An 18,990-nucleotide genomic window follows, 5' to 3' on the forward strand; every position below is an offset into this window, starting at 1 on the left:
TAAAACGAAATGATATTGAAAATATAATTTATTATTATTTGATAATTTTTATAAGTCTATAATTTATTTTTATAAAATTATTTTTGTTCCAGATTTTTCTTCTAATACATCAATTGCTTTTTTTAAAGATCCAATGTATGCTTTTTTTCCTTTTGTTCTTTCAACAAAGGATAGGGCTGCTTTTATTTTTGGCAACATTGAACCAGATCCAAATTGACCTTCGTCAATGTATTTGTTGATAAGATCTTTTGTCAATACATCAAGTTCTTTTTGATTATCTTTATTAAAATTAATTGCAACTCTATCAACAGCTGTTAAAATTATTAACATATCTGCATTTATAACTTCAGCAACTTTTGCAGCGGCAAAATCTTTATCAATGACAGCAGCGATTCCTGTATATTGTGATTTATCTTCTATAACAGGAACACCACCACCACCACAACATATAACTAAAAATTTGTTTTCAACTAATTTTAAGATCATATCCTTTTCTATGATGTCTACAGGAACTGGAGATGCAATAACTCGTCTCCATCCTCTACCAGAATCTTCAACAATGTTTCATCCTTTACTTTTAGAAAGTTCATTCGCTTTTTCTAAACTCATAAAAGAACCAATTGGCTTTGTAGGATTTTTAAACCCAGGGTCTTGTTTATCTACGATAACTTGCGTTATTATTGAAGCAACATCCTTATTAATTTTTTTATGCCTTAGTTCATTTTTTAAAGCCTGTTGGAGATGATAACCAATATATCCCTGGCTCATTGCTCCGCATTCGGGAAAGTCAACAATAGGGGACTCTTCATTATTAAGATGAGCAATATCAAAACCATTATTAATCATACCAACTTGAGGGCCATTTCCATGGACTATTATTAACTCATTCTTCTTTTCTACAAAATTAACTAATTGTTTGGCAGTTTGCTTTACAATTTCTAATTGTTCTATAGGAGTACTTCCTAAAGCGTTTCCACCAATTGCTATTACTATTTTTGACATTATTTTTCTCCTTTATATTAAATAATAGGTTTTCCTATTGCTCCACCAATTAAAAGTAAGATAAAGCAAGCAACGGTTAGGGCTAAAATTATTTTTCAAATTGAATTTAAAAACATTGCATAATCAATTCTTGCATATGCAATAGCTCCCATAACAACTCCAGATGTTGGGGTTATAATATTTACCAACCCACTTGCAAATGAAAATGCTGTGATTGAACCAGATGCTAAAATACTTGAATCTTTTGCAACGATCCCAGTTAATAGGGGAAAGACTGCGGTTGCAAAACCAGATGTTGATGGAATTACAAATGATAATAAAATGAAAATAATAAATAAGATTATAATTATTCCAATACTAGAGCCAATTCCTCCAATAGAATTACTTAATCCAATAATAACTAATTCTTGAATATGGCTATTTTGAAGCACAACACCAACACCACCAGCTGTTGCAATTATTAAACAAACACTAAGTATATCTCCAGCTCCTGTCATAAATTCTTTTAATAGAGTTGATTCTTTGTAACAATTGATTATAGCCAATGCTATTGAACCAATTAAGAAGAATGCAGCAGCAGTATCTAAACCACCAATACCAAATCCCTCTGCCATACCAGAAAGGTATGGTAATTTGTCAATTACAAAATTTTGCAATCTCATAGATGGTCCATAAGTTAAAGGGTCACCATCAACATCTTTATAACCAAGAATACTATCTCATCCAACCATATAAAGAATCATAATTAGAAATACAAATCCAAAAACTACAATAGATAATTTACGTCTTCAATTCATATCAATTATTTCTACACTCTCAGATAAAAAGAATTTTTTATCTCCTTCCATAGTTGCAAAAGTGTAAGATTTTTGTGGATCAAGTTTTACTTTACGAGCATATAACATTACCATAATTATTGCTATTGATGTTAGGACTACTCAAGATATTAATCTAAGTCCAATCCCATCACCAACAGATGTGGTTATTTGTTTAGTACTTGTTAAAGCGTTAACAGCGACACTAATACAAAATGGATTAACTGTTGAAGCAATAACTCCAACACCAGCACCAACCAAAACAATGAACAACCCAGTTATTTTATCAAAACCAGCTGCCATCATTAAGGGGATACATATCATATAAAATCCTAATGATTCTTCAGCCATTCCTTCTGTTGTACCACAGAAAGAGAAGAATAACATAAGTGGAATAATTGCTCACACTTCTTTACCTTTTAATTTTGAAGTTATTGCTTGAGAAAAACCTTCTAATGATTTTGTTGACATTAATACATTTATAAATGCACCAAGAGTTAGGATAAAAATAATAATATCTGCTTTTTGTACAAAACCTTTCATTGGTGCTAGGAATACATCAAATATTCCAAGTGCTTTTATTTTGGTGGGGACATTATTTACTTCTGTTGTAGTCCCAGACCATTTCAAAACTCAAGATATTAGAATAATTGCAAAAATTATTAATAAAAGAATAGTAAAAGCAGATAACATCTTAAATTTTATTTTTTTACGGTTTTTGCTAATATGTAAATTATCTTGGTTTATGTTATTTACTTTGCTATTTTGTTCTTCTTTTTCTTGCATTATTTTCACCCCCGTCTATTTACTAATTGAGTTCTATAATTTATTTTCCAATTGTTGCAACCATTACTGCTTTAATTGTATGAAGTCTATTTTCTGCCTCTTCAAAGACAACAGAGTTTTTAGATCTAAAGACTTCATCTGTTACTTCCATTTCTTTGAGATTAAATTCTTTTTGGATGTCTTTTGCAACATCTGTGTTAAGATCATGAAAGGCTGGTAAACAGTGCATGAAAAGCATATCACTTTTAGCTTCGTTTAATACCACCTTATTAACTTGAAAAGGTTTTAATTGTTGTATTCTTGATTTTCATACAGATTTTTCCTCTCCCATTGAAACTCAAACATCTGTATAAACAACATCAGCATCTTTACAAGCTTTTTTAAGATCGTCTGAAAAATTAATTGTAGCTCCAGTTTCTTTAGCTATTGTTTTGCATTCATTTATTAATTTTTCATCAGGCCATAATTCTTTTGGGCCAGCTCCAACAAAGTGCATTCCCATTTTAGCACATCCAACCATTAATGAGTTCCCCATATTATTTTTAACATCTCCAGCAAAAACAAGTTTTATGTTTTTAAGTGTATCTTTGTATTCAATAATTGTAAGAAAATCTGCTAAAATTTGAGTTGGATGAAATTCATTGGTAAGACCATTGTAAACTGGTACTTTTGAATATTTTGCAAGACTTTCGACATCAGATTGTAAATAACCACGAAACTCAATGGCATCATACATTCTTCCCAATACTTTTGCAGAATCTTCGACAGATTCTTTCTTTCCAAACTGTGACCCACTAGGACCAAGATAAGTAACATGTGCCCCTTGGTCCATTGCTCCAACTTCAAAGGCACAACGTGTTCTTGTTGAATCTTTTTGGAAGAGAAGAACAATATTTTTTCCTTCCATTGTTTTAATTTCATTTCCTACGTATTTTGCTCTCTTTAGGTCTCTCGCAAGATCTAACAAATATTTTATTTCTCTTGGTGTAAAGTCTAATAATTTTAAAAAACTTTTTCCTTTTAAATTAAGTGCCATATATTTATTCCTTTTCTTTATTTTTATTTTTTAAATGATTGCATTTCGTCACGTCATAAGGGCATTGACATACATCTAGGACCACCACGTCCACGTGACAGTTCAGAAGATTCTGTTAATAAAACCTCAACACCTGCTTTTTTTAAAAGTTCAATTGTAACAGTGTTTCTATTGTAAGCAATTACTTTACCAGGTTCTAATGTTAAAACATTAGTCCCATCATTTCATTGTTCACGACCTTCAGAAATCGGGTCATCACCACCACATTTAATAATTGTTACTTTGCGACCAGTTAAATCAGATAGTAGTTCTTCTAAATTTATATCTAGTAGTTTTTTACCTTTTGGTGTTAATTCATATATTTTAAATTCATCCATACTTTCAAAGATTAAAGGGTGTGCAATAAATTTGTCATAATCTATATTTGTAAATACTGTATCTAAATGCATAAAACTTCTACTTTTTGGAAGGTCTAAGGCAATGATTTTTTTGTATATTCCTTCCTTAAATAAAAGTTCAGCTACTTTTTCGACAGCTTCAATTGTTGTTCGTTGAGAAACACCGATAATCAAAGTTTCTTTATTAAGAACGAGAATATCTCCACCTTCAATATGGGCATCTTTTCAATCTCTTTGATAATAATATGGAACATTTCCAGCATAATTTTTATGATTTTTAAAAACAAAATCTGGAAATAGGGTTTCTCGATTTCTAGTAACAGACCACATTCTATGCATTGTTATTCCGTGTGCAATTGATGAAAAAGGATCACGCTGAAATAGTATATTTGGCAAAGGGTCTGCCACAAATGGATAAGTATTTTTTTCATTGATGTTTAATTCTATTTTTTTAGTCCCAGCAATCATTTTTTTTGCTAAGCGTTTATTGTCAAGATTAAACAAATAATCAAAAAAAACTTTTTCATATTTTTTATCAACTTCTGCTTCTAAAATAAATTGGTTTATAAATGATGTTCTTAATTTTGGGTTTTGGTCTAATGTTTCTGCAACAAGTGTTTCGATATATAAAACCTCAACACCATTATCTTTCATTAATTTTGTAAATAAATCATGTTCTTTGATTGCAACATCTTTAAAAGGGATATCATCGAACAATAACCTGTCTAATAATTCGGGTGTTAGATTTTCAATTTCTTCACCAGGTCTATGAACTAAAACAGTTCTTAGCCTTCCAATTTCTGAAAATACATTAATTTTTGCTGTCATTTTTATTACCTCCTGTTTAAAGATAGCCAATAATTTTTATGACTCTATTTGAAAATTGTAATATCAAACTGGTCAAACAATTGTTTTTATATAAACTCGTATGTTTAGATAGGACAATAGTTGCCATTTTTTTATTAGCTATCTCACTTGTTATTTTCTGCTTTTTTTTTTTTTTTGTAAAAAAAGGAATATTTTTAGAAAGTAATTTAATGTATATAGTACTACAAGTTTCGTGTAGTACTATATTTTATTTATATGATTTATAAGAACAACAAAAATTTTGATATAATAATATGATAAATATTTGTACAAAATTATTGCAAATAAATTTTATTATTAAGATTTTATAGAAAAAGTAGTTAATTGATCTTATATCCAACATTTAGTTAACTATAAAAATAACAATAATTTAGTTATTTTCCTTATATTCTATCAATATCTTTAATTTTATTAATTTATGAAACTTGCATAATTATCTTGTTGATTTTCATATTTATACTGTTAAAATGTTATAATCTATATGTAGTTTAGATGCAATAGCTATTCTATATAAGGAGAAAACATGGCACCAAAAAGCGAGAAAGAAATTTTTGAAACAGAATATGATGTTCTTTTTAATGAGGTTGACACTCTAAAAGTAACCCCAAATGGAGTTAAAATTGAAGAAATTGAGAATGAAGAATAAAAAGTTATAATTTGACACTACAAATTATAATTAATAAATATATTATTCTTTTTATTAATATCTCAGCCAAAATAATTATATTTATATATAAATTAAAGCTAGATAATATCTATGCTTTTTTTATAAGCAATAATAATTAAAATAGGAACGATTAGCAAATTTTATTAAACAAGTAATTTATTAATTATTATCATTTATTATCAGTAAATAAAGCTTCTTAACTTTTGTTTAAAATATCCAACATTTACATTAAAACCTAATAGTTTTTTGTGTAAAATAATAATAATGAATTATTTTTTTATACAAAAAAAACCAGATGAATTGGCGGACATATTTATAAGTTGTGTTTTAACAGAAATAGAACAATATCCGTGTATGGGCCTTGTTTCCAAAATAAATAATGGTTGTCATAAGGATATGGATTATAAACTATTTAAAAAGAGTAGTCTAGCAATAGAAAATTTATTAAAAGACATTATAAAAAATATTGATAAAATAAAAGATTTTAATGATTTGAAAAAAATCGGTTATAAAAATGAAAAAGAGATGTTTTTACTAACAAAAAATATCAACACTCACAAGGGGTTAATATTTTGTACCTCAGTCTATTTTTATTGTCTCTTAAAATTTAAACCAAAAGATTTAAAAAGTCATATTAAAAATATTTCACTTCTTTGTAAGAATATAAAAAAAGAGTACGGAAAATCACAATCAATTGGTGATGAATTATATCGAAAATACAAGATCTTAGGCGCTAAATATCAAGCCTATAAAGGCTATAAAATCATTTATAAGGCTTTAAATTATTATCATTTAAATATTGTCAAAAAAGATATTGATAAATCTTTAAAATTATTTCTTTTACTTGGATATATTAGTATTAAGATAAAAGATACAACATTAATTAACAAAATCGGTCTAAAAAAATATAAATTATACAAAAAAAAGATTAAAATATTACTATGTAGTTATAAAGAAGAAGAGATATATAATTTTAACAAATGATGTATTGAAAATAATGCTTCTCCCGGAGGAAGTGCTGATATTTTTGTATTATTATTATTCACCAATATGATAGTTATAAATTAAAAACGAGAGGAAAAATATGAAAGAATTATTAACGAAAGAGATGCTTGTTACAAAAAATGAGATGATTTCAAAATCGCAATTAAAAATTGCTAAAAAAGCTCAAAAACTTGATGACTTTAAAATAAAAAAGCTTATAATTGCAGAAAAAGAGTACTTAATTTCTAAAATGAATATTGAACACGTTGTTGGAAAATATGAAAGAAAGTTAAAACTTGCTCATTATAAGTACAATGACACAAATAAAAATGAAAAAAAATACGCTAAAATTGAAAAGTTCATAAAAGGTCGTTTTGAATGATATAAAGAATCATTAGAAATTGTTGAAAAGAATTTTGCTTTAGCAAAAGAAGATATTGAAAGTGGTGTTTATAAGGCAGCGCAATTAAATATAAAGTTTTATATTAATCCAATTAATAAAAAATATTCAAAAATGAATTATAAGATGAATGCAAAAATAATTAAAGATGAATATAAAAGATGGATAGCAACACCAGAAAGCAAGACAGAAATCATTAAACTTAAAGAAGAATATAAAAACGCTGTTGCACAAGAAAAAATAAAAATTGCTGAATTTAAAAAAGCATATAAACAAGAACTGGCAGATAAAATCTTAAATAATACATTTACAATGTCAGAACAAGAACTTACTGCTAAAAAAAACCAATTAGCAGATAAATTGGCAAAAGAAATTGCCGAAGAACAAACAAAAATAAATAGTAACGCTTCTCCTGAAGAAAAAATTTGGTTAGATACTTTTATTTCATTTAAAACACTAGAATATCGAAAATCAATGAAAGTTCTTAAAGCATCTTCAGATGCTAGCTATGATAAAAAAATGCTTAAAATAAGTTTAAAAAATACATTAAGGCATAATATCTCAAGTGTTAAAGCAAATACAAAAATTATAAAATCAAAATTGAATAATTTAGTCTTAAAATATAAGTATATTCAATTATATGAAGAAAGTGATAAATTATACACTCCATTTACAATTATGATTAAAAAGATCTTTGTAAATTTTAAAACAAATATTATTAATTATTTCAAAGATTTAGGTGATAAATTTTCAGAGATGAGAAATTGACGCTTGATTGACTTTGTTAGGGCAAAAATTTGAGGAATACCATTTTACTTATTAGCTTTTTTTGTTTTAATTATATGTCTAGCGTATGGGATAAATGTTATAAAAGTAAACATGATTTGGGCTTTTGCATTTTTACTCGTAACAGCAACTGTTTTTGGGGTTATATTTGAAGCAATTCCAATTTTTAATCGTTATATGGGAGGTGCTGTTTTAGGTTGTATGCTTGTTGGAGTTACTATGGTATCTACAAAAGTAATTGATAAAAGCGGAGTCTTGTATAATTGTATAAGTACTTGATTTGATAAACAGGGATTCTTAGACTTATACGTTTCTGTTTTACTAATTGGTGCCGTGCTATCAATTCCAAGAAAAATGATTATTAAAGCATTTGGTGGGTTCTTTGTAGTAATTGTTATTGGAACTATATTTTCAATTATGTTTGCCTTTTTTGGGGCAAAACTAATTGGAATGTCTAATAAAAAATTATTACTTGGATATGCATTGCCAATTCTATGTGCTGGAAATGGTGGTGGAGTCCAACCAATTGCAACAATGGCTGGTAATGCAGGTTTTGATAAGTCTTCATGATTATCTGGTGCATTGGCAATATCAACAATTGCATCTATCGTTTCAATCTTATTTGCAGCAATAATTGATAACTTAGGAAAAGCAGTTCCAAAGCTTTCTGGTAATGGACAACTTATGAAACAAGATATACATATTGCTGAGAGAAAAACAAAAACTTCTCATAAACACATTACAATATCACTTTTAATGGTAACTGTTATCTTTATTTTCTCAACAATTATTTCAGATGCAATTATTACAAAAGACTTAATTGGAATAGCAATTCCAAATTATGCTTGAATGGTTATTATTTGTTTAATTATAAACGTGGCTGACGTTTTACCAGAAGATATTAAAAAAGGTGCCCTAGAAACTAATAAATGGGTTGCCAAACAAACAACATGGTTATTAATGCTTGGTGTTGGAATTGTTTACATTGATTTGGATAAATTTCTAAATGCTCTGAACCTAACATCAGTGTTTATTTGTACACTATTTGTTATTGGTTCTATTGTTGGAATTATGTTAGTTTCTAAAATTTTAAAAATGAATACTGTTGAAGCTGTTTTATCTGGTGGATTGTGTATGACAACCCAAGGAGGGACCGGTGTTGTCTCGGTCCTTGGAGTTTCAAATAGAATGGAATTAATGGCTTTTGGTCAAATAACATGTAGGATAGGTGGTTCACTAATTTTAGTATTAGCAGCTGGACTATTCTCAATTTACAATGATGGTTCAGTCGGACAACTAGTATTTTAAAAAAAGGAGATTATAATGGATAATGTATTTATGTGTGGAAGTGTAGAATCTAGTGATGTGCTTGTAAAATATACAAAAACAGAATCACCACTAAAAATAGTAATTGAGTCAAAAGTTATATATCAATTTGGTGACGAGATAAAGCATTTATCTGCACAATATTGTAAAGAGATAGGGCTTACAAAAGGCGAATTATTTTTAAATGATCAAGGAGCAATTCCTGCTGTTTTAAAAGCAAGAATCCTTGGTGTTGTTGATAAAATGAAAGGGGATAAATAATTTATGAAAGGTTGAAAAAGAACAACAACCAGAAAGCATATGCTATTTGTCCCAGCTGACAAACCTGCAATGTATCGTGATGTTATATTTTATAAACCAGATACAATTATGTTTGACTTAGAAGATGCAATAAGTTTTTCTGAGAAAAATTCAACTAGAATATTGTTAAATCAAATGTTACAAACAATTGATTATAATACATATGGAATTGAAGTTTGTGCGCGTGTTAATGGATTAGATACACAATGATTTGAAGAAGATGTAAAAGCTGTTATTAATGGTGGAGTTAATATGATTAGACTTCCAAAAGTTGAATCAAAAGAAGATATCATTGCTGCTATTGCTGTTATGGAAAAATATGAAAAAGAATTTTCTAAGGATGAAACATTAATATTTGTAGCAATCGAATCTGCTAAAGGTGTATTAAATGCTAATGAGATTGTTCAAGCATCTAAAAGAGTGGTTGGAATTGCTTTAGGTGGAATGGATTATCTTCTAGATTTAAAAGCAGAAAAACTACCAGATCGTACTGAATTATTATACGCTAGACAACATTTAGTTCATGTTGCTAGAGCCAATAAAATTGATGCCTTTGATTTATTGTTTTCAAATACAACAGATGATGAGGGATTTATAAAAGAATTTAAATTTATAAAAGCCTTAGGATTTACAGGAAAATCTGTAATTCATCCAAATCAAATTGGTTTAATCAATGAAGTATATAAACCAACTTCAAAACAAATAGAATATGCTTTAGAAATGAAAAAAGCATTTGATGAATCAATTAAAAAAGGTGTTGGAGTATTCTTGTTTAGAGGTAATATGGTTGATAAACCCGTTATTGAAAAACAATTAGAAATAATTGATCTTGCAATTGAATTTGGATTAATTTCAAAAGGAGATATTAAATAATGAGTAGAATAATTGATGAAAAAACTTTATCACAAATAAAAAACTTAAATTATAAATTAACACCATTTAAGCCAAATGAAAATAAACCAAAAGCAAAACATATTGTTAGAGACAAAATTGTAGATATGAAAACTGCAATAAAAAATTGTGGTCTTAAAGATGGAATGACAATATCATTTCATCACCATTTTCGTGGAGGTGATTTAACTGTTAAACATGTAATGGAAACAATCAAAGATTTAAAAATAAAAAAATTAACAATTGCAAGTAGTAGTTTTACAGATGCTCATAACTTTTTAACAACATATATTGAAGATGGTTATGTTGTTGGTTTAGAAACTTCTGGTTGTCGAGATGAATTGGGAAGATTTATATCTTCTGGAAAGTGTCCAAAACCGATGATAATTAGAAGTCACGGTGGAAGAGCTCGCGCTATTGAAAGCGGTGATTTAAAAATTGATGTTGCATTTATTGCAGCATCATCTAGTGATTGTTTGGGAAATTCTAACGGAACAATCGGAAAATCATTATGTGGGTCCTTGGGATATGCTATGGTTGATGCTAAATATGCTACTAAAACAATTATAATTACAGACACCATTGTTGATTATCCAAATCAAAAAAAATCAATTTCTCAATCAGATGTTGATTGAGTTGTTAAGGTTGATACAATTGGTGACTCAAAAAAAATTGTTGGTGGAGAGATTCGTTTAACATCTGCACCAAAAGAAGAAATAATTGCTAAAAATATTGGAAAGATTGTAACCAACACTAGTTTATTTCAGGATGGATTTTCAATTCAAATGGGTTCTGGTGGAGCCTCTCTTTCTGCTATTAAAGTTATTAAAGAAGAGATGATTAAAAGAAATATTAAAGCTTCATTTTGCTTGGGGGGGATAACATCACACCAAGTTAAATTATTGGATGAAGGTCTTGTTGAAAGATTAATTGATACACAATGTTTTGATTATGGCGCAGTAGAATCAATATCAAATAATGCAAATCATATGGAAATATCTGCATCAGAATATGCAAACCCTAGTAATAAATCCCCATTTGTTAATAAGTTAGATTATGTAATTTTATCTGCCCTAGAGGTTGATTTAGATTTTAATGTTAATGTAATTACTGGTTCTGATGGAATTATTAGAGGGGCAAGTGGTGGACACTCAGACACAGCTGATGGAGCTAAAATTTCAATAATTGCACTTCCATTAATTAGAGGAAGAATTAGTTGTATCTCAGAAAAAGTAAATACAATTATTACCCCCGGAAATACAGTTGACATTGTTGTTAGTGACTTTGGTATTGCCGTTAATCCAATACGAACAGATTTAATTAAAGAACTAAAAGAAAAAAATATTCCCTTAATAACATTATCACAAATGAAGGAAATGGCAGAGAGTGTAATTGGAGTAGCTAAACCAATTGATTTTGATTATTCCAAACCCGTTGCTGTTGTCGAGTATCGAGATGGCAGTGTTATCGATGTTGTTTATAAAGTTAAATAGTGTTAAAAAGTTTACAAAAAATATTAAAAGGAAAAGAAGAAAAACAAGAAATTATAAATAATTTATTTAAAAAAGATATTTATATAATTTCTTTAAACACAAATTTCCCAGGAAAGAAAAAAAATATTCCCCTTTATAAAAAGTTTTTTAATAAAATTGAAAAACAAATATCAGTAAAAATTAATGAAATTTTTAATCCTCAATCATTTATTGTTATTAAAAACAATTCTGGAATAACGAAATTGTATGTTATAGATAAAACCAATGACGGGGTTGAAAGTAAATTAGAACTTATAGCAATAGAAAATAACTTTCAAAACTATTCAAAATATATAGATTTAGATTTATATATTAAAAACGATAAATTAATAAGTAGAAGTGATCTTAATATTGCAAATAAAAAATGTTTTATTTGCAATAATGATGCAAAAATTTGTACAAGAAACAAAAACCATTCTATAGATGAATTGGTAAGATTTGTAAAAAATGATATTTATAAATTATTAAAAATGAGGTAAATAAATGAGTAACAATTTTGAAATTGAGGAGTTAGATCTTACTAATAGCCAAAAATATAATGAACTATCAGAATTTCTCTTAAGGTTTGATCTTAAAATAGATAATATTGATTATACTATTGTTTTTAGGGATGATAATAATATTATAGCTACTGTTAGCAAATATGGAAATCTTATAAAGTGTAGTGCAATATGCGAAAAATATACAGGAAGAAATCTTCTAAATACACTTATTACGAAAATGTTTTACAAGATAAATGAAGAGGGTTATGACTGTTCATTTTTAATTACGAAAATATCGAATAAATCAAAGTTTGAACAAATAGGATTGTATAAGGTATATCAAAATGATAATATTATTTTCTTTACAAATAATTATGAAAAATTAAAAAAATATGAAAGATACTTATTTGATATATCAAAGAAAAATGATCGAGAAAAAGCTGCCGCCGTTGTTGTTAATGCAAATCCATTATCTAAAGGTCACGATTATTTAATAAATACAGCAGCAACGCAAAATGAGTTGGTTTATATAATTCCTGTTTATGAGGATGTTTCTTTCTTTACATATAAAGAAAGAGTAGAGATGATAAGAAACTCGATTAAAAAATATGATAATGTATATTTACTTGAGGGTAGTGAATTTCTAATTTCAAAATCAACATTTCCAAGTTATTTTTTAAATCAAGAAAAGGAAATTGTAGAAGAACAGTCTAAACTAGATGCTGGCCTATTTTGACAAATTTATTGTAAAAATCTAAATATTGTCAATAGATATGTTGGAGAAGAGCCCTTCTCAAGAACAACAAATATTTACAATTATGTATTAGAAGAATTTTTAAAATCTAAAAAAATAAAATTAAATATAATTAAGAGATTAGAAGTTGATGGAAAACCAATATCTGCCTCTCAAATAAGAGAGGCGATATTAAACCAAGATATTGAACTATTAAAAAAATATTGCTTAGATACAAATATTGATTTTATATCTAGTAAAGAAATATATGATAGAGCAATTAATCATAAGGATAAAATTTATAAAAAAAATTAAGGATGGTAATAAAATGAGTAAAATTAAAAAACACTTAGAATTATTAGAAAAAGAAAGAATTTCAACAATTATAAGAACAGATGATCATGATAATGCATATAACATTGTTAAAGGTAGTTATTTAGGAGGAATTAAATTTGTTGAAATAACATTGACAATTCCAAAAGCTTATGAATTAATTGAGAGATGTTCAAAAGAGTTTCCAGATTTAAATATCGGAGCAGGAACAATCTTTACAGTAGATGAGGCTAGTAAAGCAATCAAGGCTGGAGCAACATATATAGTTAGTCCAGTTGTGACTATTGATGTATTGAAATGAGCTAATAAAAATGATATTTTATCAGCGCTTGGGGCAGTTACTCCAACTGAGTTTTATGAACTATATAAAAATAACGCTCCAATTATTAAATTTTATCCTTCAACAGCATTTCCATTAAATTATATGGGAATAATTAAAAATCCATTTCCAGGACTAAAAATATTGGCAACTGGTGGAGTTAATAAATCAAATGTAATAGAATTATTGAAAAACGGAGCGTTAGCTGTTGGTGTTACTGAAGAATTGGGTGGAGCTAAAGTTGGAACCAGTCTTGAAGAAATAACAAAGATAGCAAAAGAATATGTGCAAATAGTAAAAAGCATCACTAACTAAAAAATATTATAAATATTAATATATTGTAAAAAAACCAAGCATTCAAGTTTGGTTTTTTAAATGGTTTTATAATTCTTGTTTTATTTTGTTTAATAGTATAAGAGAAGCTATTTAAGGTACCTTGAGAACTAAGTAACAAGATATGAGCTTTTCAACCACGATATCATTAATACAATTTTACAATATAAGTGTTTATTATAAATTCACTCATAATTCAATCAAAAATTTTTGAATTAATAAACAATTTCTTAACTCTTAAAACGCATTACTTTTTACAATCTTTCAAAAAATTATTAACAATAAAAAAATATTATAGGCACACATTTATAAATAAAAAAGCGGGGAGTTATTATTTTTACATCATCTTCAAGGTAACAATTCTCCCATTTTAACTTGTTCTTATTTTTTTGAAACAAACTAACATATATCATAAGTCAATAATATATTTTTTTGATATAATTAAAGAGAGAAATATTTATGGAGAGAGAATAGATGGCAGCAAAACCAAAAGAGCCCAGATGTAGATCCAAGGATATATTTGGGAGATGTAAAAATAAAGGAGTAGCTTTAGTTTGTATGAGTTGTCTTAAAGGATGAACAACAACTGTTGATACTGTCAATGATATCGGTAAAAAAATGAGTTTAAAAAAAATGCTTGTAGCTGTTGAGGGTGCACTTGATGCTGTTGGTAAGGAAATTGATGAAGAGGAGGAAATGAAAGCAAAGAAAAATAAGAAACACTAGTGTTTATGTTTTTATAAATTAAATCAAAAAGAATTGACAAATAATATAAAGATATTTAATATACATATGTAGGTCTTAGAAGTCTTAGTATACCTTTGGGTTAACTTAATCGTATACATTTTTATAAAGTAGGGAAGTTCTGTACTAAAAAAAGGTGGTTTTCAACCATTTTTTATTTTTTATGGTGTATTAAATTATATAAATATGAATGAATTATCCTTTTATTTTGATGAAAGGATAATATTGGATTAAGAAGTTTTATAATTAAGCCTGGTTTTTAAATAAATATATTTTTGTAATAAAAAAATAATCTACAGGGGTAAAAAGCGTAGATTATCCACATTTGAATATACTAATAGCTGGGGGGTTGTTAGGTTATCGCCATTATCTATACTATATAATACTAACTATAAATTGCAACATATTTTACTCATTATTATACTTTTTTGAAAAAGTATAATAACTAATTAGTAATTTTAGATTTTAATTGATGATAAGTTTAAAAATATATTATTTTATAACACTAGTCGATATAGGGTTTTTCAACTAATAGTGGTTCATTACAAGTTTCACACCTAATATTCACCTCTTGACGAAGTCTAAATTTATAGTTGCATTTTGCACAACTATAATCAACTATTTTTTCTCTTGATATCTTCAATTTTTGTTCTTTATCTATTTTCTCCTCCAATAGTTTTTCTTCAATAATTTTGTAGTTATCAAAATATACAATATCTTCAAAAATGTGTCTATCTATATCAAGACTGTTAATTATGTCCAATAGTTCATTAGTTGGGGATGTTGAAGAATATCCTCTTCATCCATCTCTATCAACGTTAAGCTTAGCTTTAAGTGCCATTTCCTTAAAAAATGCATTATGTCTTTTTCCGTTTGTATCTTGAATTTTAAGTTCATGATTCATTTGGTGACACATTTCGTGGATAAGAACAGCTATTATTTGATAGATATCTCCAGTTAGCGCATAGTTATTAATAGTTATTAATTGAGCATTATTTGAAAAAATATTTCGATCAGATTCTATCAGATGACTATATATACCCAGTGTAACCGAACAACCAACTCTTCTTTTTGCAAGACCATTAATTGTAATATTAACATCTTTAAGTTTGTTGTCAAATAATATTCTATTAATCTGACTATGAACATTGTGTAATTGACCAATAAGATCAATTATTAAGGTTTTTTTATTTTCCATATTTGAAATTTTATTATTAAGCATATTATGATTATCACATTAAATTTAGTTAATATTCTTGTTTTTTAGTATTTTTTTGAAAAAAAATTTTTTAATCATAATAATATCAATTTGTGGCATTAAAAATTCCATCAAAGTTATTGAAATACTTGTTTAAGGTAATAGTATTATAATATGTTCAATTATCAAATTTGCAAAAATATAAAAACTGTAAATTTGTCTTAAAGTAAGATAATAATACACTTGTTTAAGAAACATATTGTATAATTATAATGAAAAGTATTGTACTATTAATTATTAAAGGTAAAACTTTAACTATGAAGTGCATAATATGTTCATAAATGTATAACAAATTATATTTATTGTGGGTATTTTATGAATTAAACTTTGTAAAATGGAAGGAAGTCACATGTTTAAAGAAGTAAAAAACAAAGTAAAACAAAAATGACCGTCAAGAATAAAAAATTCAATAAACGCTATTTTAATTATTGGGTGTCTTGATATTTTTTTAAGTTTTTCACTTTCTTTAGTTGGGATCTATAACCCATTCAGTCTGTCTTCTATTTATTTGTTAATATTTAACTTTTCTCTCATAATAGCTGGAATTTCATATGCTGCTTATTTTCTTTCAGAATTGATTTATAACTATAATTTAATCATTAGAAATGCAATTAGTAGAACACAAAAAATTAATAAATTACTAGTAATTAATGAAATTTCTTCATTTCTAAAAATCTATTTCTTTATAACATTTATATTTTACTTTTTAATCTTTAGAGACGCTTTTACCTTTATTAACCATAAACTTCTTTACAACGCTTATATTGTCTTTATTGTTCTTAGTACAATTGTATTTACAATGTCATTGATTATTTTAATTTTATTAATAGCGTATAATAACAAATTAAGAAAAAAATTAATTAAAAGAAAAGAATATTCTTTATTATCTATTTTAGAAAATAATGATCTTACACTTTTTAAATTTTTAGAAAATAAAATATCTTTTATTTATAAATATAAAACAATTGAAAATAATAAAAATAATAAACAACTACCAAGCTATTTCATTGAAATGGATGGCTTATTTAAATGTATAAAAAATACAAAAATAATAACAATCCAAAAAGGAAATATTTACCCTAGCTATTTATAGTAATTTTTTAATTGTACAATTTTATATTAAACAAAACTATAAATAGAATAGAGGTATATTTTATGAAAAAATTTTTAACATTATTTGGTTCATTAAGTCTTGCAATATCTGCATCATTGCCAGTGACTTCTTGTTCTTCTCCAAATAAAAGTAAAACTCCAACAAAACCAACCACCAACTTATTAATCCAAAATAATATCAAGGATTTCTTTTCTGCTAGAAAATTTCTCGCAAAACAATTCAATCTCAAACTAGATGAATTTACAATGACATGGACAAGTTCTCAAACTGTAAGATTGGTTCCAATGCCTGGAACCTCTCTAAGAAATACAATGACATCATTAGTCGATTATCGACTAGATAGTGGATATAATTCAATTTCAAAAAATGAGAGTTTGTCTACATTGAAAAATGAGTGTCCTTTAACAAAAGAAGAACTTAAAATACCATATATGTCTTCTTTAGAACATCCTCTGAACACCGCACCACCAACAGATAAGCAAACATTAGCTAATGATTATTTTAATGTTTTAAAATACATGTCAGGAAAAGAAATGGATGCAAATATTTATACATATAGTTATAAAAATGCATCTGATCAAAATAACCCCAACCTAAAAGGAATATTAACAGTTGTGAATAAAAATGACTCAACAGATACTGTTGATGTAAATGTAGAAAAAAATGCAATTCCAGTTGATAAATTCTTTGATTGTAATGATATATATAAGATTTATTTACCAGAAGCTATGACAAATATTACTAAAGATAATTTTTCATTATTAGGAGCAGGTGAAAGTGGACCATTTCAAGCATTTATGAATTACTATTTTGCGACAGGAAATTATGCTAATAATTTTTATGGTTATTATAAAGATGATATTGTTAATTTGTTCACTGTAATAATGATGCCTTTTGGTCCTGGTAATAACGGAATATCTATTAAAAAAACACTAGATAGTTCTGGCGAAGCGGGAGTTCTTAACTTTACACTTAAAAATAATAAAGATAATTATAGTAATGATTCTGGAATAATTAGTTCAGATGAAGATGGAAATATTTTTAATATAAATATTAATTTTACAACAGTTATGCCAGATACTGATGAATATGATTATTATGCAAGATATATTATTCAAAGAGATGCTAATGGAAAAGAACAAACTAATCTATGAGATACGTCATCAGGTGTTAATCTTAAGTATGGCCCAGTTAAGCATATCAAAGACTTAACAAGTGAAAAAGAAAGTAAAGACAAGTTCTCAAAAACAAATATTGGAAAAGACTATTTAACTGAATATGAATTTGATGAATTTAAATTAAAAAATCCTACAGAGAGTGATATAGATATTAAAAAAGAATTTGTAAATAAACTTAATAGTGTTACTGGTTCAAAATTGGATTTTGGTGTATTTCTTGACGACGAAATATCTTTAATAAAAGAGGATGATGGTTATTATTACCTTGCTCCAAAGTTTGGTTCAAGAGTGATGAGTATTATGCAAAAAAATGCTATGGTGAATAATTTTATTACAATAACACCATTAGTCCCTAAATTTCAGAACACCATTGGCTCATATGTTTTTAGGGTTAATGTACAAAATAACTAATAATAATTATCAATTTTATTATTTTAATTCTTATAGGTTAATTATAATAAATTACTATTATTTAAAAGAATGTAGTAGTAATTGATAATACATAAAAAAAGCAAGTAACATAAATATTAATCTGTATAATTTAGCATTATAGTCGGTGTACTAAATTGTTATGATCTGCGTGAATTATTATTTTCTCAGATCATTTTTTATTTAGCCTTTATTTTGTTGTAAATGCATATTGTTATTAAAAGCTATATATTTTTAATAAGTAATTAGATAACATTCTGAGATGTTAATATTGTAA

At 26.8% G+C, this 18,990-nt stretch carries 17 protein-coding genes; 12 read left to right on the forward strand and 5 right to left on the reverse strand.

All coding sequences use genetic code 4. The features are described 5' to 3' along the window. Positions 1–69 precede the first annotated feature (69 nt). The 4 genes from arcC to AAHM97_RS02040 are packed head-to-tail and all read right to left on the reverse strand — an operon-like array spanning position 70 to position 4,865. Positions 70–1,002, reverse strand: coding sequence for a carbamate kinase (gene arcC, locus AAHM97_RS02025; protein WP_342269290.1), 933 nt, complete (start codon positions 1,000–1,002; stop codon positions 70–72). A gap of 17 nt (positions 1,003–1,019) precedes the next feature. Further along, entirely contained in the window at positions 1,020–2,603 is a 1,584-nt protein-coding gene (locus AAHM97_RS02030; protein WP_342269291.1) for a YfcC family protein, read from the reverse strand. A gap of 40 nt (positions 2,604–2,643) precedes the next feature. Beyond that, the gene (gene argF / locus AAHM97_RS02035) at positions 2,644–3,639 is read right to left on the reverse strand and encodes an ornithine carbamoyltransferase (RefSeq protein ID WP_342269292.1); all 996 of its coding nucleotides are present in this window, start codon (positions 3,637–3,639) and stop codon (positions 2,644–2,646) included. A 23-nt stretch (positions 3,640–3,662) separates the two neighbouring features. Then, a complete protein-coding gene (locus AAHM97_RS02040; RefSeq protein WP_342269293.1) occupies positions 3,663–4,865 on the reverse strand; it encodes an arginine deiminase in 1,203 nt (400 codons plus the stop codon). A 562-nt stretch (positions 4,866–5,427) separates the two neighbouring features. On the opposite strand from AAHM97_RS02040, the gene AAHM97_RS02045 reads away from it, so the two are divergent. The 10 genes from AAHM97_RS02045 (at position 5,428) to AAHM97_RS02090 (ending at position 14,716) form a co-directional block, all read left to right on the forward strand. Beyond that, positions 5,428–5,550, forward strand: coding sequence for a hypothetical protein (locus AAHM97_RS02045; protein WP_342269294.1), 123 nt, complete (start codon positions 5,428–5,430; stop codon positions 5,548–5,550). 285 nt (positions 5,551–5,835) lie between these two features. Next, on the forward strand, positions 5,836–6,639 hold the full coding sequence (locus tag AAHM97_RS02050) for a triphosphoribosyl-dephospho-CoA synthase (RefSeq protein WP_342269295.1): 804 nt from the start codon (positions 5,836–5,838) through the stop codon (positions 6,637–6,639). Positions 6,640–6,655: 16 nt separating this feature from the next. After that, positions 6,656–9,049: a 2-hydroxycarboxylate transporter family protein gene (locus tag AAHM97_RS02055; protein ID WP_342269296.1), complete on the forward strand. Its 2,394-nt coding sequence runs from the start codon at positions 6,656–6,658 to the stop codon at positions 9,047–9,049. A 15-nt stretch (positions 9,050–9,064) separates the two neighbouring features. Continuing rightward, entirely contained in the window at positions 9,065–9,328 is a 264-nt protein-coding gene (locus AAHM97_RS02060) for a hypothetical protein (protein ID WP_342269297.1), read from the forward strand. Between the two features lie 3 nt (positions 9,329–9,331). Next, positions 9,332–10,240 (forward strand): aldolase/citrate lyase family protein, encoded by a 909-nt coding sequence (locus AAHM97_RS02065; protein ID WP_342269298.1) that lies wholly within the window; start codon positions 9,332–9,334, stop codon positions 10,238–10,240. Beyond that, positions 10,240–11,751: a citrate lyase subunit alpha gene (citF, locus tag AAHM97_RS02070; protein WP_342269299.1), complete on the forward strand. Its 1,512-nt coding sequence runs from the start codon at positions 10,240–10,242 to the stop codon at positions 11,749–11,751. Before AAHM97_RS02065 ends, citF begins: the two co-directional genes overlap by 1 nt. Continuing rightward, a complete protein-coding gene (locus tag AAHM97_RS02075; protein WP_342269300.1) occupies positions 11,751–12,269 on the forward strand; it encodes a citrate lyase holo-[acyl-carrier protein] synthase in 519 nt (172 codons plus the stop codon). The genes citF and AAHM97_RS02075 overlap by 1 nt, the downstream gene beginning before the upstream one ends. A 4-nt stretch (positions 12,270–12,273) precedes the next feature. Beyond that, positions 12,274–13,320 (forward strand): hypothetical protein, encoded by a 1,047-nt coding sequence (locus tag AAHM97_RS02080; protein WP_342269301.1) that lies wholly within the window; start codon positions 12,274–12,276, stop codon positions 13,318–13,320. A gap of 13 nt (positions 13,321–13,333) precedes the next feature. Next, positions 13,334–13,972 carry a bifunctional 4-hydroxy-2-oxoglutarate aldolase/2-dehydro-3-deoxy-phosphogluconate aldolase gene (locus tag AAHM97_RS02085; protein WP_342269302.1) on the forward strand — a complete coding sequence of 213 codons (639 nt, stop codon included), beginning with the start codon at positions 13,334–13,336 and terminating at the stop codon, positions 13,970–13,972. Between the two features lie 492 nt (positions 13,973–14,464). Next, positions 14,465–14,716 (forward strand): hypothetical protein, encoded by a 252-nt coding sequence (locus AAHM97_RS02090; RefSeq protein ID WP_342269303.1) that lies wholly within the window; start codon positions 14,465–14,467, stop codon positions 14,714–14,716. Positions 14,717–15,239: 523 nt separating this feature from the next. Here the strand turns inward: AAHM97_RS02090 and AAHM97_RS02095 are convergent. Beyond that, positions 15,240–15,956 (reverse strand): SprT-like domain-containing protein, encoded by a 717-nt coding sequence (locus AAHM97_RS02095; RefSeq protein ID WP_342269304.1) that lies wholly within the window; start codon positions 15,954–15,956, stop codon positions 15,240–15,242. A 385-nt stretch (positions 15,957–16,341) separates the two neighbouring features. Here AAHM97_RS02095 and AAHM97_RS02100 point away from each other — a divergent pair, with 385 nt between their 5' ends. Further along, positions 16,342–17,085: a hypothetical protein gene (locus AAHM97_RS02100; protein ID WP_342269305.1), complete on the forward strand. Its 744-nt coding sequence runs from the start codon at positions 16,342–16,344 to the stop codon at positions 17,083–17,085. Positions 17,086–17,147: 62 nt separating this feature from the next. Next, the gene (locus tag AAHM97_RS02105; RefSeq protein ID WP_342269306.1) at positions 17,148–18,695 is read left to right on the forward strand and encodes a hypothetical protein; all 1,548 of its coding nucleotides are present in this window, start codon (positions 17,148–17,150) and stop codon (positions 18,693–18,695) included. Positions 18,696–18,990 lie beyond the last annotated feature (295 nt).

The organism is Spiroplasma endosymbiont of Aspidapion aeneum (assembly GCF_964031045.1).
Classification (GTDB): domain Bacteria; phylum Bacillota_I; class Bacilli_A; order Mycoplasmatales; family Mycoplasmataceae.